Genomic DNA, 15207 nt, shown 5'->3' with positions numbered 1-15207 from the left:
AGTGACGCTGGCGGACGATGATGATTTCCGTTTGTTCCACGTCATGACAGCTTAGCGGTATTTATACCTCGGGGCGGGGCACGTTGCCTTATTGAGACGCTAGCGGTGATGCGCCTCAGACAGGGACGAGCCGGGTTTGGTACGGATGTTCTTGGGAGGAGAGGGAAATGGCAGGACGAAAAAAAGCCCAAACCGAAGTTTGGGCTTTTTGAATTTGGAGCGGGAGACGAGTCTCGAACTCGCGACCTCAACCTTGGCAAGGTTGCGCTCTACCAACTGAGCTACTCCCGCATTTTTACTGCATTACCGACTTGTGACCAGCATTACTGGAGGCGCAAGCCGGAATCGAACCGACCTAGACGGATTTGCAATCCGCTGCATAACCACTCTGCCATTGCGCCGTGGTCGATTAAAAAGGGAAGCCTAGGCTTCCCTTAGGAATCTGGAGCGGGAGACGAGTCTCGAACTCGCGACCTCAACCTTGGCAAGGTTGCGCTCTACCAACTGAGCTACTCCCGCATTTTGCTGTGCAGATTGAATCTGTTTTCAGCGTTTTACTTATTAGCTGGTGCTGATTAAGTAAAGAAAGCTAGTTTAAAGTGGCTGTTTTTGTTTGTCAAGTTTTTTTGATAATTTGCACACGCTTTCATCAAAACTGCTGAACAAACTTTACTGCCTGCAAACTGCTTTTTGCTGCCAAACGGACGCTGCGTCAAGCAAGAACGTAACTGTAGTCTGCAAGACGTATCCCTGTCAAGAGATTCTGTAATTTTTTCCGGAAAATTGTCTGTCCGAGCTATGCTTATTGCTTTCTTGGATCGTGGGACTGGGTCGTGGACAGGCAGCATAATGTTGATTTGAGCGCTTTTAACACCTTGGGTCTGGATAGCTGTGCACGTGATCTGGTGGTGTACGAACAGCTTGGCCAGCTACCGGAGTTGCAGGCTGCGGTGGAGCAGGGCGAACGTGTTTTCGTCCTCGGCGGGGGAAGCAATGTCGTGCTGGCCGAGCAACTCGATGCCTTGGTGATCAAAGTGCAAAGCAAAGGAATTCGCTTGCTGGCCCAGCATGACGATGGCTTTATAGTGGAAGCGCAGGCAGGCGAATGCTGGCATGACTTTGTGCAGTACTGTTTGCAACAGGGTTGGCCCGGTTTGGAAAATCTGGCGCTGATCCCCGGCACAGTGGGCGCCGCTCCGGTTCAGAATATCGGTGCTTATGGTCTGGAGTTGGAGCAACGAGTTCACAGTGTGCTGGCCTGGAGTTTTAAAGAGGGCCGATTGCTGGAACTGTCAGCACCAGAATGTGGTTTCGCTTATAGAGACAGCCGTTTCAAACGCGATCCTGCCGGTAGTTGGTTGATTGTGGCGGTACGTTTCATGCTGCCTCGTCCCTGGATGCCCGTGCTGGAGTATCCCGACCTGAACAAACAAGCCCACCTGGCAGGTAAGCCGGACCCGGAAACGATTTTTCAGGCCGTCTGCGATATTCGTCGTCAAAAGCTGCCAGACCCCAAGGTTCTGGCTAATGCAGGTAGCTTTTTCAAGAATCCGGTGGTGCAGACCGCGCAGCGCGATGCGCTAAAACAGCAATGGCCTGATCTGGTGTCTTACGACGTGGGACAGGGGCGGTGCAAGCTGGCAGCGGGCTGGTTGATTGAGCAGTGCGGCTGGAAAGGGCGGACGGATGGCGCTGTGGGGGTGCACGACAGGCAGGCTTTGGTGCTGGTCAATCATGGTGGTGGAACCGCTGCGGATATTGGGCGGCTGGCAACAGCGATCCGAGCCTCGGTGCGGGAGCGCTTCGGCGTCGAGCTGGAGCAAGAACCCGTTGTGGTGGCTTAGGCCTGGCGGCTCTCTAGGGTTTGGCGAATCGTGGCTCGTAGCTACGTTGCGTCGGGCAAGCCCGGTCAACTCAGGGATGAGGCAGACCGATAAAGGGAAACCCCGTGTCGGCGCGTTGCACTGACACGGGGTTTTTGCTGGTGACGTTGCTGCTTGTTCAAAAGGCCTGGCAGCCCGTCCGGCTCTTGTTCGTCAGGCTGATACTTCTTCCAGAGAACGACCTTTGGTTTCCACCCCGAGGGCGACGACCACTAAGGCGGCAATCGAAAAAGAGATGGCGCCCAGCGTAAATACGCCGGTATGCCCGGTCCACGGCAAGATAATGCCAACCAGCAGAGGGCCGAGCAGGGAACCGAGGCGACCAATAGACGATGCAAACCCGGCTCCGGTACTGCGTGTCCGCGTGGGATAGAGCTCAGGTGTATAGGCATACAAGACCGACCACATGCCAAACATGAAGAACTGCATGCATAGCCCGGCACCGATCAATTGTGCGACCGGCGCCTGACTGGTGGCGACGTGCCCATAAATAAAGGCGCAGCCTGCGCTACCGAATAACATGAGTACCATGGTAGCCTTGCGCCCCCATTTTTCGAGCAACCAGGCCGAGAAAATGAAGCCCGGAATGCCTGCCAGGGAAATATAGATGGTATAGGTCACGGACTTGGTGACCGCGTATCCTGCCTGTTGCAACAGCGCACCCAGCCAGGTGGTCAAGCCGTAGTAACCGAGCAGGGAGAAAAACCACAGCATCCACAGCATCAAGGTGCGGCGTGCATATTGGCCTTGCCAGAGTTGGGCAAACAAGGCGCCGCGCTTGAGTTTTTCACAAGGGCTGGGAGGCAGGGGCAAGGGCAGTGCCTGACCACCATTGGCCTGAATGACTTTATGCTCAAAAGCGCTGGTCACCTGCTCGGCGCGTTCGTTATGTCCTGCTTCTTCCAGCCAGCGGGGTGACTCCGGTACCCAGCGGCGAATTACGAATACAAACAGGGCAGGGATGGACAAGGCAATGAAGATTCCACGCCAGCCTATATAGTCCAGGCTGAGATAGGTCAGAATCCCGGCACTGATAAAGCCCAGCGGCCAGAAACCTTCCAGAATTGCAATATAGCGACCACGGCTTTTGGCGGGCACAATTTCCGAGACCATCGCCAGGCCGATAGGGAATTCCATCCCCATGCCAAACCCGAGCAGTACCCGAAAGGCCATCAGTTGCTCGACGTTTTGGGCCAGCCCACAGGCCAGACTCCCCACTCCCCAAAAAATCATGCTCCATTGAAAGACGGGCTTGCGGCCGTACTTGTCTGCCAGCATGCCTGCAATGGCCGCACCTAAAAACATGCCTAAAAAGCTGGAGCTGGCCAGCAGACCTGCCTGTGCCGTGCTCAGTCCCATTTCTGCCTTGATGGAACCCAATACAAAAGTCATGATGCCCAGGTCCATGGAGTCAAAGAACCAGGCGGTCGCAATAATACCGAACAGCATGCGTTGATAGCGAGTCATGGGCAATCGCTCCAGACGATTGGCCACATTGGGGGATACGGCTGTCATAGGTGTCTCCTGTAGGTCCGCTCTTGTGGCGGGTTTTATGACTAGGTGACCTGTCGTCAGGCCAGGACAGGTCTTTGTTCTTTTGCTGATATATTACATGGATACTAGTGGTATCTGGCCCAGGGTTAAATACTGGTATGTACTTAGCTGGCTAATTAATTAAGGATGAAATGAGTGGCCAATGAGCCCTCAAAAGCGTGTCGGATAATGCGCTGATAGGCGCTGGTACGATCAGCCACCGGGAAGGCTTTGGCAAGACGGGTGACTTGCAGCGCATCGTGCAGCAGGCCTTCCAGTTGGTGTTCCTGCACGCCGCATTGGCGTAGATCGGTGGGGATGCCCAATTGTTCGATTAATGAACGCACATAGGCGGGCAGTGCCAGCACGGCGTCTTCTGTCTGGTCGGTTGGCATGCCCAGAAGCTGGGCGACTTCCCGCAACTCTGGGGCACGGTTCTCACGCAGTTCGTCCAGAACATAGGGCAGCAAGACGGCATTGGTGGTGCCGTGAGACTGATGCGTCAAGCCGGCCAGAGCGTAGGCGATGCCATGCACGGCATTTAAGCCCGCCGTGCCATAGGACAGGGCTGCATAGTAGCTGGCGCTGGCCATGCCGTCCCTGGCTTCGGTGTCGGTGCCGTCGCGATAGGCTCGCAGCATGTAGTGTCCGCACAGCCGTATCGCTTCGCGTGCAAACATCATCGTCAGGCCGGAGCGGCCGCTATAGCCCGGGTCAGGGCTGCCGCCGCGGTCAAACAGGCTGGCGTCTTGTGTGACAAATGATTCAATTGCATGGGTTAGGGCGTCAATACCGGCATCGGCGGTGACGCGGGGCGGGCAGCTATCGCTCAGTTCAGGGTCGATGACGGCAATGGCGGGGCGTAGGGCGTTGCCCATCACGGCGATCTTGGTGGCGTTGTCGGGATCGACCAGAATCGCCCCTGGTGTGGCTTCCGAGCCTGTGCCGGAGGTGGTGGGCAAGGCGATCAGAGGCAGGGGGCGGGTGTGGGCAGGCCAGGTACCGCTGTACGCTCGTATGGTTTGGCCAGTTGGCACGGTCAGGCACAGCGCTTTGGCCAGATCGATATTGCTGCCGCCTCCCATAGCCAATACATAGTCGATGGGCTGCTCGGCCAGATGAGCCCGCACGTGCTGCGTGGCCTGATCGCACAAAGTGGTGGAAGGATCGGGCTGGCCACCATCAAACACCACAATCTCAATGCCCTGTTCCTTACAGGCGTCAATATGGTCCTGAACCCAGCGGGTCTGGGTGGTGAAAAAACGGTCAGTAATCACTAAGCCGCGGCGCCAGCCCAAATGGGCGATCAAGGCAGGAAGCTCATGGCGGCAGCCGCGCCCCATCAAGGTACGGGGGGGCGGGCAAAAGAAAACGTGCGTGTTCATGTGGTAGTCCTTGCAGTGCAAAAAGAGTCGATCAAAGAAGCGATCCGGTCGGGATGCGAGCTTAAAAGGCTGTGGCCCGCACCAGGCAAACTGTGCAAGCTGGCTTGCGGCAGTGCCTGCGCTAACAGGCGGGCATGTTCAATGGGGCAGTCCTGGTCTTGATCGCCATGAATAATCAATGAGGGGATGGAAATGCGAGGCAACTGTGCGTACTGGTCGTGATGTCGGTTGGCCAGCCAGGTCCAGGCCACATCTTGATGGCCGGCCGCCTGGCTCAGGCCCAGGCGTTGCTCGCGTTCTGCAATTTCCTGCAGCAAGGCGGGGGTGTGCTCAGACTTGAACCAGCGGGTTTGATTCAGGCTGGGGGTACCCGATATCAGCACCAGGGCCTGAGGGAGCACAGCCTGTTCTTCCAGTAGCGTCAGGCAGGTTTGCAGCACAATCGATACGCCCAGGCTCCAGCCAGCCAGAACATAGGGTGTCGTGGCCGGCAAGGCGGCAATAGGGATGCGCAGATCGTGGACAAATTGGCTCAGCTCATAATCCTGCTGGCAGGTACCGTAGTGGGCGTCCCCCCGGCCTCGTAAATCCGGAGTCTGCCAATGCGGTGAAAGTGAACTGGCCTGGACGACTGGCAGCCAGCTGCGTTGAGTGCCTTGAATGCCATGAACAGCAAGGATGGCCGGGGCAGTTGAAGGGCAGGCAATGCTCATGTGGCTTCCTGGAGTAAAGAAATACAACTAAGATATGAGATTGTTGTCTGGCTCTGCTCAGTGCGTGCACCGGGGGGGCAGCAGACCTCAGGTATCAGGTTTCAGCAGCGAACGCTGCGTTTTTAAGGCAGGGTTAGCATGGTCACAAGCAAGCGGAAGGTAGCGGGAAAGGAGCGGTCTCAGGACGAGACGCGGGAAATCAAGGCCTTGACAGAACCCAAGCCCAAGCTCACGGACATTGCTTACGAGCGCTTGGAAGAAGCCATCATTACCTTGAAGTTGCCGCCGGGCAGCATTGTGTCGGAGCTGACCTTGAGCCAGATGTTCGAGATTGGCCGCACCCCCATTCGGGAAGCCATTCAGCGCCTGGCACGTGAACACTTGATGTTGGTGTTGCCGCAACGCGGCCTGTTGATTCCCGAGCTGGATATGCCCAAGCAGTTGCGTCTGATCGAGACACGGCGGGAAATCGAACGCTTGATCTGCCGCAGTGCGGCAAAGCGGGCGACACGGGACCAACGCGAGCAGTTCAAGGGCTTGCATGACGCTTTCCTGGAAGCGGCTGCCCAGAATGATGAAGTCAGTTTCATCCGGGCAGATCGACGGTTAAATGAGCTGGAAATCGAGGCCGCACGCAACGAGTTCGCGGAAGGGGCCATGCGCCTGACTCACGGCCTTTCCCGCCGATTCTGGTTTTGCCACTATCAGCAAAACCCGGACTTGACGGAAATGGGCAGACTGCATGCCGATCTGGCCATGACTATCGCGGGCGGTGATGTGGACCAGGCCGGAAAAAGCCTGGACCGGTTGATGGATTACATTGAAGAGCTCGCTCGCACGACGCTGATCTCCAGCTTGTAAACAAGGTCGGGGTCTTAGTTAGCCAGACCGCGCTCCAGCGCGTGTGCCTCTTCCTGTTTCAGGGCGGGGCCATCGGTGGTGTCACCCGTGTCTTCAAAGCGGAAGCGGCGAATAATGGGCTTGAGCTCTTCCTTGACGTGTTTTTCGCTGTAGCCATTGAACAGGTGGCCCAGCAGACCACGGCGCAGATCGGTGGTGCCCATGGCCCAGTCGGCGATGGGGAAGGTCAGGTTCATGTTGTACTTCATCATGATGCCCTGGTTGTGATGAGCGGTATGGTGGCGGCGAATGGTGTTGATAAAGGGCATGTTGCGCACAAAGCTGTTTTCATGGACGTGACAGCAATAGTGAAAAGCCTCGTACACCAGGTATTGCGCCACCATGGTCATGAACACAAAGTAGCCCGCATTGGGGTTGATAAGGGTAGCGGCCAGCCAGCCCAGGATGCCACCCCCGATACCCAGGGTGAGCAGGACTCGCCAAGGGAAAAAGACGATCCGGAACTCCTTGCTCGAATCAATGGTTGCTTCGTTATCGGTGAAGTATTGGTGGTGCTGGCGGGTGTGACGCTCATAAATTTCCCGTAAACCAATAATGTTGATGCGCCGATGCATGACATAGCGGTGCATGGCCCATTCCACAAAATTGCCCGCCAGAAAGACGGGGATGATGATCAGCCATTCCCAGCCTACCGACTGCAACTGACTGATGCTGTAGTAAATCGCTGCCAGCCCCACGACATACGTTACGAGGACATGAACAATACCGTTATAGGCGGGGCTGATATTGGATTTGTATTCCTCGCGGAACTTGCGTTGGCGTTCGCTCATCATCTTGTCTGTCTCCTGCAGAAAAGTTTATTCTTTGAATATCCAACTGACATATTAGTGATATTTTTCTTTACGTCAAGCAGGGAAAATAGGGGGGGTGCACCAGCGCAGTGCGTTTGAAACGCGCACGCCCTTGTGGGCGCCTGCCTGGAAACGTGTTTAGGGTGGGAGAAAGAGACCGTAAGGGGGCGCAGATCAGTGAGAAAAGAAGCGTCTTTCAATACACTGTTTGCCGGGCAGACGCCGCTTGAGGGAAAAAAAAGCCGGCTCGAAAGCCGGCTTGTTATGAGCGCGTTTGCAAGTGAGGCACTTACAGGCCCAGCACGTCCTGCATGTTGTACAGACCGGTGCTTTTATCACCCAGGAAACGGGCCGCACGCAGGCTGCCATTGGCGTATCCGGCACGGCTGCTGGAGCGATGCGAGATCTCGATGCGTTCGCCTTCACCGCAAAAAAATACGGTGTGGTCGCCCACAATATCGCCACCGCGCACCACGGAAAAACCAATGCGGCCGTCCTGACGCACGCCGGTGTGGCCGTGACGGGCCCAGTCAGCTACGTCATTCAGGGATTCTCCCCAAGTCTTGGCGATGGCCTCGCCCATTGCCAGTGCGGTCCCCGAAGGGGCATCGACCTTGTTGCGGTGGTGGGCTTCAAATACCTCGGCGTCGTAGCCCTGGCGGAGCAAAGCAGCGGCCATTTCGATCAATTTCAGGGTGGCATTGACACCAACGCTCATGTTGGGCGCAAAGACAATGGCAATTTCGCGGCCAGCCGCCTGAATCTGCTGTTTCTCGGTTTCGGAAAAACCGGTGGTGCCAATGACCAGACGGGTGCCGTGTTGCAGGCAGGCGTCCAGATGGGCCAGGGTGCCTTCGGGACGGGTGAAGTCGATCAGGCAGTCGGCCTGGGCCAGAACGTTCAGGTCGTCCGTGACCATGATGCCCGTTTCTTTGCCCAGAAAAGCGCCAGCGTCCAGACCGATTGCTTGGGAGCCGCGGTGGTCCAAGGCAGCGGCCAGGGTCAGGTCGGTGCTGTTCAAGACAGCTTCAATCAGCATACGGCCCATACGGCCGTCTGCGCCAGCAATGGCAATGCGCATGAATCCTGTGTCCTTAACGTAAAGCTTAAAGCGTGGGCTGGGAGCCGCTCACGCTGGGGGTGGGGGCGGCACTATCGCTGTCTGCGGGAGGCGGCGTCTGTTTTTTGCCGGTGTCGCTGCGCTCGAAAGGCTGGCGATCCGGCTGCTCATCGCCCTGCCAGCGAACCAGCGTATCGCCTTCAAACCAGACCGTGAACTTGCGTTGTTCGCTCTTGCCATAGCCTGGCTTGTTCAGGTAGGGGTAGTCCCAGCGGTCGGCGTTGAAAATGTCCTGCAAAGTGGGAGAGCCCAGCAGGTAGCGAACCTGTTCGCGCGTCATCCCGGGTTGCAGGCGCGCCACCTGCTCGGCAGTGATCCAGTTCCCCTGCTGAATGTCGGCGCGGTATGGGAAGCCCCATTTGGAAGATCCGCAAGCGCTCAGGGCGGCGGCAGCCAGACTGGCTGCGAGTATGGCGCGGATGACAGGAGTGAATGAATTGGCCTTCTTCTGCACGAAATGCCCCAGTAGGAATAAAATCGTTATCATATAAGGGTTTAGGAAAAAGCGCATGAATTGCGCATTGAACCGCCTCAAGACGAGCTGGTTTTTAATCAGGGCGGACTTGAGATCCATCCCCATCAAGATGCGATAATTTAGCCATGAACGATCAAAATGAACTGAAGAACATGGGGCTTAAGGCGACTTTTCCGCGCCTGAAGATTCTGGATATTTTTCGCCGCTCCGATCAGGACGGACAACGACACCTGAGCGCGGAAGACGTCTACCGCCTGCTCATCGCCGAAGAAGTCGATATTGGTCTTGCCACGGTGTATCGTGTGCTTACCCAGTTCGAGCAAGCCGGCATTTTGGTGCGCAGCCAGTTTGACGGTGGCAAAGCCGTCTTTGAACTCAATGACGGCGATCATCACGATCACCTGATCTGCACCAATTGTGGTGTGGTTGAAGAGTTTACCGACAGCAATATCGAGGCTCGCCAGCACCAGGTCGCCAAGGACCACGGTTTTGTGCTGGAAAGCCATACGATGCTGTTGTATGGCATTTGCCCTAAATGTTCGGAAGCGGGCAAACAGGCCAAGCCTATCTTGCGCGGTTAATCCGTTTTGATAGTGACCGCAGGCGTGTAATCTGATGATTGGGGGCAGGATAGCCAGGCAGGCATCCTGAAAATTCAAAGAATAATCAGATCGGGGCTGCAGGGCTGCTCAGGACGGCACAAAAAAAACCACCAGTGGCTTTTGGCGCTGGTGGTTCAAATTGTCATTGAACGACAAGACGAATTCAACGCTGGCGTGCCAGCATTTCTCGTGCGTGTTCACGCGTGGTCTGGGTAATTTCCAGTCCTCCGAGCATACGGGCAATTTCATCTACCCGCTCCTGTTCAGACAAGGGGCGGATGGAGGAAAAAGTCTGGCCTTGCTCGCTTGTTTTTTCGACCTTTAAATGATGATTGCCGCAAGCAGCGACCTGGGGCAGGTGGGTCACACACAAGACCTGATGGCGTGCCCCCAGTTCTTGCAGCAATCGTCCTACCACTTCGGCCACGGCGCCGCCCACACCGGTATCTACTTCGTCAAAAATCAAGGTGGGCACACGAGCCGCCTGGCTGGCGATGACGGACAGTGCCAGGGATATCCGGGCCAGCTCACCGCCGGAGGCTACTTTGGCCAGCGGTCGAGGGGTGACCCCTTCATGGCCAGCCACCAGAAACTCCACCTGTTCAAGACCGTGAACCTGCGGGGCGCAGGCGGTCAGGGCAACCTCAAAACGGCCGCCTTGCATGGCCATGGACTGCATCGCCTGGCTGACCTGCTTGCTCAGCTGCACACTGGTTTTGCGCCGTGCCGCGCTCAGTTTTCCGCCCAGCTCCTGATAGTGCTGTTCAGCCTGCCGAGCCCTGGCTTGCAAGGCGTGCAAATCAAAAGATTGCTGTAGCTGAGCGAGCTGTTCTTGCCAGGTTTCCAGCAGACTGGGCAGGTCTTGCGGCTCGACTTTCAGTTTGCGAGCGGCACTGAAAATGGCCGATACCCGTTCCTCCGCCTGAGCCAGGCGTTCCGGGTCCAGCTCCATATCGCTTAAATAACTGTTCAAGTCTGACGCCGCCTCGGTCACGGCAATTTGCGCCGACTCCAGGGCATCGACAATGGCCTGCAGACCAGGGTCGTGGCGCAGCAGAGCGCTCATTTCATGACTGGCTTTGCCCAGCAATTGTTGTACCGAGGTCTCTTCGCCGTCCAGCGCGTTCAAGGCCAGGGCACTGCCATCAATCAGGGCTTGGGCATGGGACAGGCGAGTGTGTTCCTGCTGCAGCTGATCCCATTCCCCGGGGCGCAGATTCAGGCTGGAGAGCTCATTGATCTGCCATTCCAGGCGTTCCTGTTCGCGTTTGCCCTGTTCTGCGCTCTGGCTGGCCTGTTCGACGGCCTTGCGGGCCTGGCTCAGTTGTTGCCAGGCCTGGGCGACTTGTCGTGCCAGTGGCAAATGGCCACCCTGGCTGTCGAGCAGGTCGTACTGGCTTTGGGGATTCATCAGGCTTTGGTGCGCGTGCTGGCCATGAATATCGACCAGTAGTTCGCCCAGTTCACGCAACTGGGTCAAGGTGGCTGCGCCACCATTGATGTAACTGCGGTTGCGACCCTGCTGGTCGATCAGGCGGCGCAGTATCAGCTCATCAGAGACATCGAAGTCGCGCTCGCTTAGCCAGCCTTGAATATCGGGCGGGCAATCGAAATGCGCGCTGACCTCGGTACGGGTGCAGCCCTCGCGTATGGCTTTGGCGTCACCGCGAGCTCCCAGTACCAGTGAGAGGGCGTCAATCAGGATGGATTTGCCAGCGCCGGTCTCCCCGGAAAAAACCGTGAAGCCGGAGTCGAAATCAATCGTGGCTTGATCCACGATTACAAAGTCTCGAACGTGCAAGGTACGGAGCATAGGGGTTCAGTCGTTTTCGTCGTTAGGCAAAGGGATGTGATTCCAGCCCAGCTTCTGGCGCAAGGTGGAAAAAAAGCTGTAGCCCTTGGGGTGGATAAAGCGGCTGGTGTCCTGGGAGCGGCGCACATCAATCCGGTCTCCCTGCTGGCAGTCCGACCAGGTTTGCATATCAAAGTGCACGCTGCCGCCGGTTTCCACCCGACCCAGGGCCGTAATGGTCAAATTCAGGGTGCCGGTATCGGGCAGCACAATGGGGCGGTTCGACAGGGTTTGCGGGGCGACCGGCACCAGCAGAAAGGCTTTCAGCGACGGGTGCAGCAAGGGGCCACTGGCCGCCAGGGCATAAGCGGTTGAGCCGGTGGGGGTGGAAATGATCAGGCCGTCCGATCGCTGTCGGTACATGAAAACGCCATCCAGCTCCACACGCAGCTCGATCATGCCGCCACGTCCGGCGCGGTTGATGACCACATCGTTCAGGGCCACGCCCGAGTACAGCACTTCTCCGTCACGCACCACGCGGCCTTCCAGCATGGAGCGTTCTTCAATGTCGTACTCGCCTTTCAGAACACTGAGCAAGGCCTCGTTGGCATCATTCAAGGGAATGTCGGTAATAAAGCCCAGGCGGCCATGGTTAATGCCGATCAGGGGGACCTTGCTGTGGGCTAATTCGCGTGCAGCGCCTATCATGGTGCCATCCCCGCCCATCACGATCGCCAGATCGGCGCGCTGGCCGATCTGGGCATAATCGCCGATGGGAAATTCGGTTATACCGGCATTTTGGGCGGTTGTAGCCTCAATTAGTACTGAGCAGCCCGTGTTGACCAGGGTGTTGGCCAGCGACCGGATGGGCGCATCCAAGCCACAGTCCTGGTATCTACCAACAATGGCAACCGTTTTGAAATGCATGGGGCGAAAACCTTATGATTAATGAAATAATGGCGATCAGTGGATTATAGAGTTGCCACTCTAGGCTTGGCTGTAAGATTCTCCCCTTTATCATGCAGAGCTGGTGTTTTTAAGTGACGTACGCGACATGGATGACAGAGCAAATGCCTTGTTGAAGGTGCTGATCGAGCGTTACATCGCCGATGGTCAGCCGGTGGGGTCTCGCACCTTATCGACCGTTTTTGATTTTTCTCCGGCCACGATTCGTAATGTGATGGCGGAACTGGAGGGTCTGGGCCTGATTCACAGTCCTCACACCTCGGCGGGGCGCATCCCCACGCCTAAAGGCTACCGCTTGTTTGTGGACCGTCTGCTGGCAGCCGAGCGTTTTGAGCGCCCCGATGCCCGCAATCTCAGCCAGTACCTGCCCTTTGATGAACCCAACCGTGCGGTCAGTTCCGCCGCGTCCCTGCTATCGAACCTGTCGCAATTCGCCGGCGTGGTTCTGGCACCCAAAAAAGCACAGACCTTTCGGCAAATTGAATTTATCCGTTTGTCCGACAAGCGGGTGTTGCTGATTATCGTCACCCCGGATGGGGATGTGCAAAACCGTATCCTGTTTGTGCCGCGCGACTATCTGGAACAGGAACTGATCGAGGCCAGCAATTTTTTCAACCAGCATTTTTCGGGCATGTCCTTTGAGGCCGTCAAGCTGGCTTTGTCAAAAGAGCTCAGCTCTTTGCAGCTGGATATCTCGCGCCTCATGCAACAAGCCGTGGATGTTGGCAGTCACCAACCCGACAGCGAGGAAGCGGTGGTGATTGCAGGCGAGAGCAAGTTGCTGAACGTCACTGAAATGGTGGCGGATATGGACAGGCTTCGCCGCCTGTTTTCCCTGTTCGAGAAAAAAACCGATCTGCTGCATCTGCTGGATGTGTCCAGCCAGGCTGAAGGGGTGCAGATTTATATTGGTGGCGACTCCCAGCTCCTGCCGCTGGACGATGTCTCCGTGATTACCGCACCGTATGGGGTGGACGGTAAAGTCGTGGGCACGCTGGGTGTGATCGGGCCGTCACGGATGGCGTATGATCGTGTGATTCCGATCGTAGACATTACAGCCCGGCTATTGTCCAATGCCCTGAGCCATCACTCGGCCAGTTAATGGATAGACCTTTAACCTGTTGGTAGGCGCAAGGTTCGCTGGCTGTCTAAGGTATTAATCAAATCATGCCCAAGTTGTTTGCCTCTCCTTATTTGCCCGAAGCAAAGGATGCCGATATGTTCAATGCCCAGGCTCCGGTCAGACCGGCCGGGCCTGTCGGTATTTTGCTGCTTAACCTGGGTACGCCCGATCAGCCTGATGCTGCGTCCATCCGCCGTTATCTGGGCGAGTTCCTGTCGGACCCCCGGGTGATCGAAATCCCTCAGCCTCTTTGGCAAATTATTCTGCGCCTGTTCATTTTGCCGCTGCGCCCGCGCAAGCTGGTCCCGCGTTATCAGGATATCTGGTTGCCGCAGGGCGCGCCGTTGCTGGTTTACAGCCAGGCGCAGGCCGATGGATTGCAGGCGCTGCTGCAGGCGCAAGGCCATGATGTCAAGGTGGAGCTGGGCATGCGTTATGGCAACCCGTCCATTGCCAGTGGGCTGGATAAGTTGAAAGCGGCCGGTTGCGAACGCATCTTGGGCCTGCCGCTGTATCCCCAATATGCCGCCAGCACCACCGCGACCGCCGTGGATTGCGTGGCCGGGCATCTGGCCAAACAGCGCAATCAGCCTGAATTGCGCTTTATCAAGCGCTACCACACCCATCCGGATTATATCGGCCCGCTGGCGGCCAAGATCCGTCGTTACTGGGATGAGCACGGCAAGCCCGAGCGCTTGTTGTTGAGCTTTCATGGCTTGCCGCGCCGTTGCGTGGAACTGGGTGACCCGTATTACCGGGATTGTCGTGAAACGACCAATGCCTTGCGTGCCGCGCTCGATGAGCCCGGCGTAGAGGTGCATATGGCGTTTCAAAGCCGCTTTGGTGCGGAGCGTTGGCTCGAGCCGTACACCGAGCCGACTTTGCGTGAATGGGGCAAGCAGGGTGTGGGGCGCGTGGATGCGGTTTGCCCCGGCTTTGTGGCCGACTGCCTGGAAACCCTGGAGGAGATCCAGGTGGAGTGTCGAGACGCCTTTCTGCAAGAAGGGGGCGGCCAGTTTCATTACATCCCTTGTCTGAATGACGATCCCCAGTGGATAGAGGGCCTGGGACGGCTGGCCGTGCAGCACTTGGGCGGCTGGCTGCCCAGTCGTCTGGTGCCCGCCCGTTAGGATGAGGCAGTGTTTCAGGCTCAGCTCAGCAAAATACGAACGCGGGTCTTGAACTGGGGGCAGATGCCCCCATTTTTATGCGATCAACGAATTCTGTAGTGGAGATACATCGAATGGCTACACATGCCGATCCCAATAAGCCTCTGGACGGGGAAGTGACGGAAAACACGCCTGAACAGGCACAACAGGGCGCTGTCGAGCAGGACCAGCCAGAGATTTTGGCCCAGCAGCCCGAGGAAAACCCAGCTGATCTGGCGACCGAGTTGGCCCAGGCTCAGGAAAAAGTGTCGCAGTACTACGACCAGTTGTTGCGTGCCAAGGCCGAAGTGGAAAACATCCGCCGCCGTGCGGACGACGATGTGGCCAAAGCCCGCAAGTTCGGTACCGAGTCTTTCGCTGAAAGCCTGATTCCGGTGCGCGACAGTCTGGAAGCCGCTCTGGCCCAGACCGAGCAAACCCCGGAGGCCTGGAAGGAAGGCGTGGAAACCACGTTGCGCCAGTTGAACAAGGCCTTCGAGCGCAATAGCTTGAAAGAAGTGGCACCGCAAGCCGGGGACAAGTTTGATCCACACCTGCATCAGGCCATTTCGGCTGTGCCCTCGGAGTTTGAAGAAGGCGCGGTGGCCCAGCTGCTGCAAAAAGGCTACACCATTTCGGACCGGGTTTTGCGTCCTGCCTTGGTGATGGTGTCGGCGCCCAAGTAATCGCGCCTGGCAAACTGGGCCGGCAGGCCGTCCAGAATATAGACGCATTTGCGTGCTTGCTTCGGACCT

At 57.1% G+C, this 15207-nt stretch carries 14 protein-coding genes and 3 tRNA genes; 6 read left to right on the top strand and 11 right to left on the bottom strand.

The window, feature by feature from the left end:
* Nucleotides 1-215: 215 nt before the first annotated feature.
* From RSQ48_RS12830 to RSQ48_RS12820, 3 genes are all read right to left on the bottom strand, one after another.
* A tRNA-Gly gene (locus RSQ48_RS12830) sits at nucleotides 216-291 on the bottom strand.
* 36 nt (nucleotides 292-327) lie between these two features.
* A tRNA-Cys gene (locus RSQ48_RS12825) sits at nucleotides 328-401 on the bottom strand.
* 42 nt (nucleotides 402-443) lie between these two features.
* Nucleotides 444-519 (bottom strand) — tRNA-Gly (locus RSQ48_RS12820).
* A gap of 314 nt (nucleotides 520-833) precedes the next feature.
* Between RSQ48_RS12820 and murB the strand changes: the two genes are divergently transcribed.
* Nucleotides 834-1844 (top strand): UDP-N-acetylmuramate dehydrogenase, encoded by a 1011-nt coding sequence (gene murB, locus RSQ48_RS12815; protein WP_062946408.1) that lies wholly within the window; start codon nucleotides 834-836, stop codon nucleotides 1842-1844.
* A gap of 192 nt (nucleotides 1845-2036) precedes the next feature.
* Here the strand turns inward: murB and RSQ48_RS12810 are convergent, their stop codons facing one another.
* The 3 genes from RSQ48_RS12810 to RSQ48_RS12800 form a co-directional block, all read right to left on the bottom strand.
* Entirely contained in the window at nucleotides 2037-3398 is a 1362-nt protein-coding gene (locus RSQ48_RS12810) for an MFS transporter (protein WP_003803299.1), read from the bottom strand.
* A gap of 155 nt (nucleotides 3399-3553) precedes the next feature.
* Entirely contained in the window at nucleotides 3554-4801 is a 1248-nt protein-coding gene (locus RSQ48_RS12805) for an iron-containing alcohol dehydrogenase (RefSeq protein WP_415301858.1), read from the bottom strand.
* Complete coding sequence (locus tag RSQ48_RS12800) at nucleotides 4798-5514, bottom strand: alpha/beta fold hydrolase (RefSeq protein ID WP_059318037.1); 717 nt, start codon at nucleotides 5512-5514, stop codon at nucleotides 4798-4800. Before RSQ48_RS12800 ends, RSQ48_RS12805 begins: the two co-directional genes overlap by 4 nt.
* Before the next feature lie 138 nt (nucleotides 5515-5652).
* Between RSQ48_RS12800 and RSQ48_RS12795 the strand changes: the two genes are divergently transcribed.
* Complete coding sequence (locus RSQ48_RS12795; protein ID WP_003803305.1) at nucleotides 5653-6375, top strand: GntR family transcriptional regulator; 723 nt, start codon at nucleotides 5653-5655, stop codon at nucleotides 6373-6375.
* A 14-nt stretch (nucleotides 6376-6389) separates the two neighbouring features.
* Here RSQ48_RS12795 and RSQ48_RS12790 read toward each other — a convergent pair whose 3' ends face one another.
* The 3 genes from RSQ48_RS12790 to RSQ48_RS12780 form a co-directional block, all read right to left on the bottom strand.
* Nucleotides 6390-7208 (bottom strand): sterol desaturase family protein, encoded by an 819-nt coding sequence (locus RSQ48_RS12790; RefSeq protein ID WP_003803307.1) that lies wholly within the window; start codon nucleotides 7206-7208, stop codon nucleotides 6390-6392.
* Between the two features lie 307 nt (nucleotides 7209-7515).
* Nucleotides 7516-8307 (bottom strand): 4-hydroxy-tetrahydrodipicolinate reductase, encoded by a 792-nt coding sequence (dapB, locus tag RSQ48_RS12785; RefSeq protein ID WP_415301857.1) that lies wholly within the window; start codon nucleotides 8305-8307, stop codon nucleotides 7516-7518.
* Nucleotides 8308-8332: 25 nt separating this feature from the next.
* Nucleotides 8333-8800 (bottom strand): outer membrane protein assembly factor BamE, encoded by a 468-nt coding sequence (locus RSQ48_RS12780; protein ID WP_230406187.1) that lies wholly within the window; start codon nucleotides 8798-8800, stop codon nucleotides 8333-8335.
* 146 nt (nucleotides 8801-8946) lie between these two features.
* Between RSQ48_RS12780 and fur the strand changes: the two genes are divergently transcribed.
* Nucleotides 8947-9402 carry a ferric iron uptake transcriptional regulator gene (gene fur, locus RSQ48_RS12775; protein ID WP_003803312.1) on the top strand — a complete coding sequence of 152 codons (456 nt, stop codon included), beginning with the start codon at nucleotides 8947-8949 and terminating at the stop codon, nucleotides 9400-9402.
* A gap of 184 nt (nucleotides 9403-9586) precedes the next feature.
* On the opposite strand, the gene recN is transcribed toward fur, so the two are convergent.
* The gene (gene recN, locus RSQ48_RS12770; RefSeq protein ID WP_003803314.1) at nucleotides 9587-11236 is read right to left on the bottom strand and encodes a DNA repair protein RecN; all 1650 of its coding nucleotides are present in this window, start codon (nucleotides 11234-11236) and stop codon (nucleotides 9587-9589) included.
* A gap of 6 nt (nucleotides 11237-11242) precedes the next feature.
* Nucleotides 11243-12142 (bottom strand): NAD kinase, encoded by a 900-nt coding sequence (locus RSQ48_RS12765; protein ID WP_003803315.1) that lies wholly within the window; start codon nucleotides 12140-12142, stop codon nucleotides 11243-11245.
* Between the two features lie 127 nt (nucleotides 12143-12269).
* Between RSQ48_RS12765 and hrcA the strand changes: the two genes are divergently transcribed.
* The 3 genes from hrcA to grpE all read left to right on the top strand — a co-directional run bounded on the left by hrcA (nucleotide 12270) and on the right by grpE (nucleotide 15138).
* A complete protein-coding gene (gene hrcA / locus RSQ48_RS12760) occupies nucleotides 12270-13283 on the top strand; it encodes a heat-inducible transcriptional repressor HrcA (RefSeq protein WP_003803319.1) in 1014 nt (337 codons plus the stop codon).
* 65 nt (nucleotides 13284-13348) lie between these two features.
* The gene (hemH, locus tag RSQ48_RS12755; RefSeq protein WP_240209382.1) at nucleotides 13349-14434 is read left to right on the top strand and encodes a ferrochelatase; all 1086 of its coding nucleotides are present in this window, start codon (nucleotides 13349-13351) and stop codon (nucleotides 14432-14434) included.
* A gap of 113 nt (nucleotides 14435-14547) precedes the next feature.
* Nucleotides 14548-15138, top strand: a complete 591-nt coding sequence (gene grpE / locus RSQ48_RS12750; protein WP_003803322.1) for a nucleotide exchange factor GrpE — start codon at nucleotides 14548-14550, stop codon at nucleotides 15136-15138.
* Nucleotides 15139-15207: the final 69 nt, after the last annotated feature.

Origin of the sequence: Alcaligenes sp. SJTW-7 (assembly GCF_047716895.1) — a bacterium.
GTDB lineage: Bacteria > Pseudomonadota > Gammaproteobacteria > Burkholderiales > Burkholderiaceae_B > Alcaligenes > Alcaligenes ammonioxydans.
This window is presented reverse-complemented; position numbering and strand designations above follow the sequence as displayed.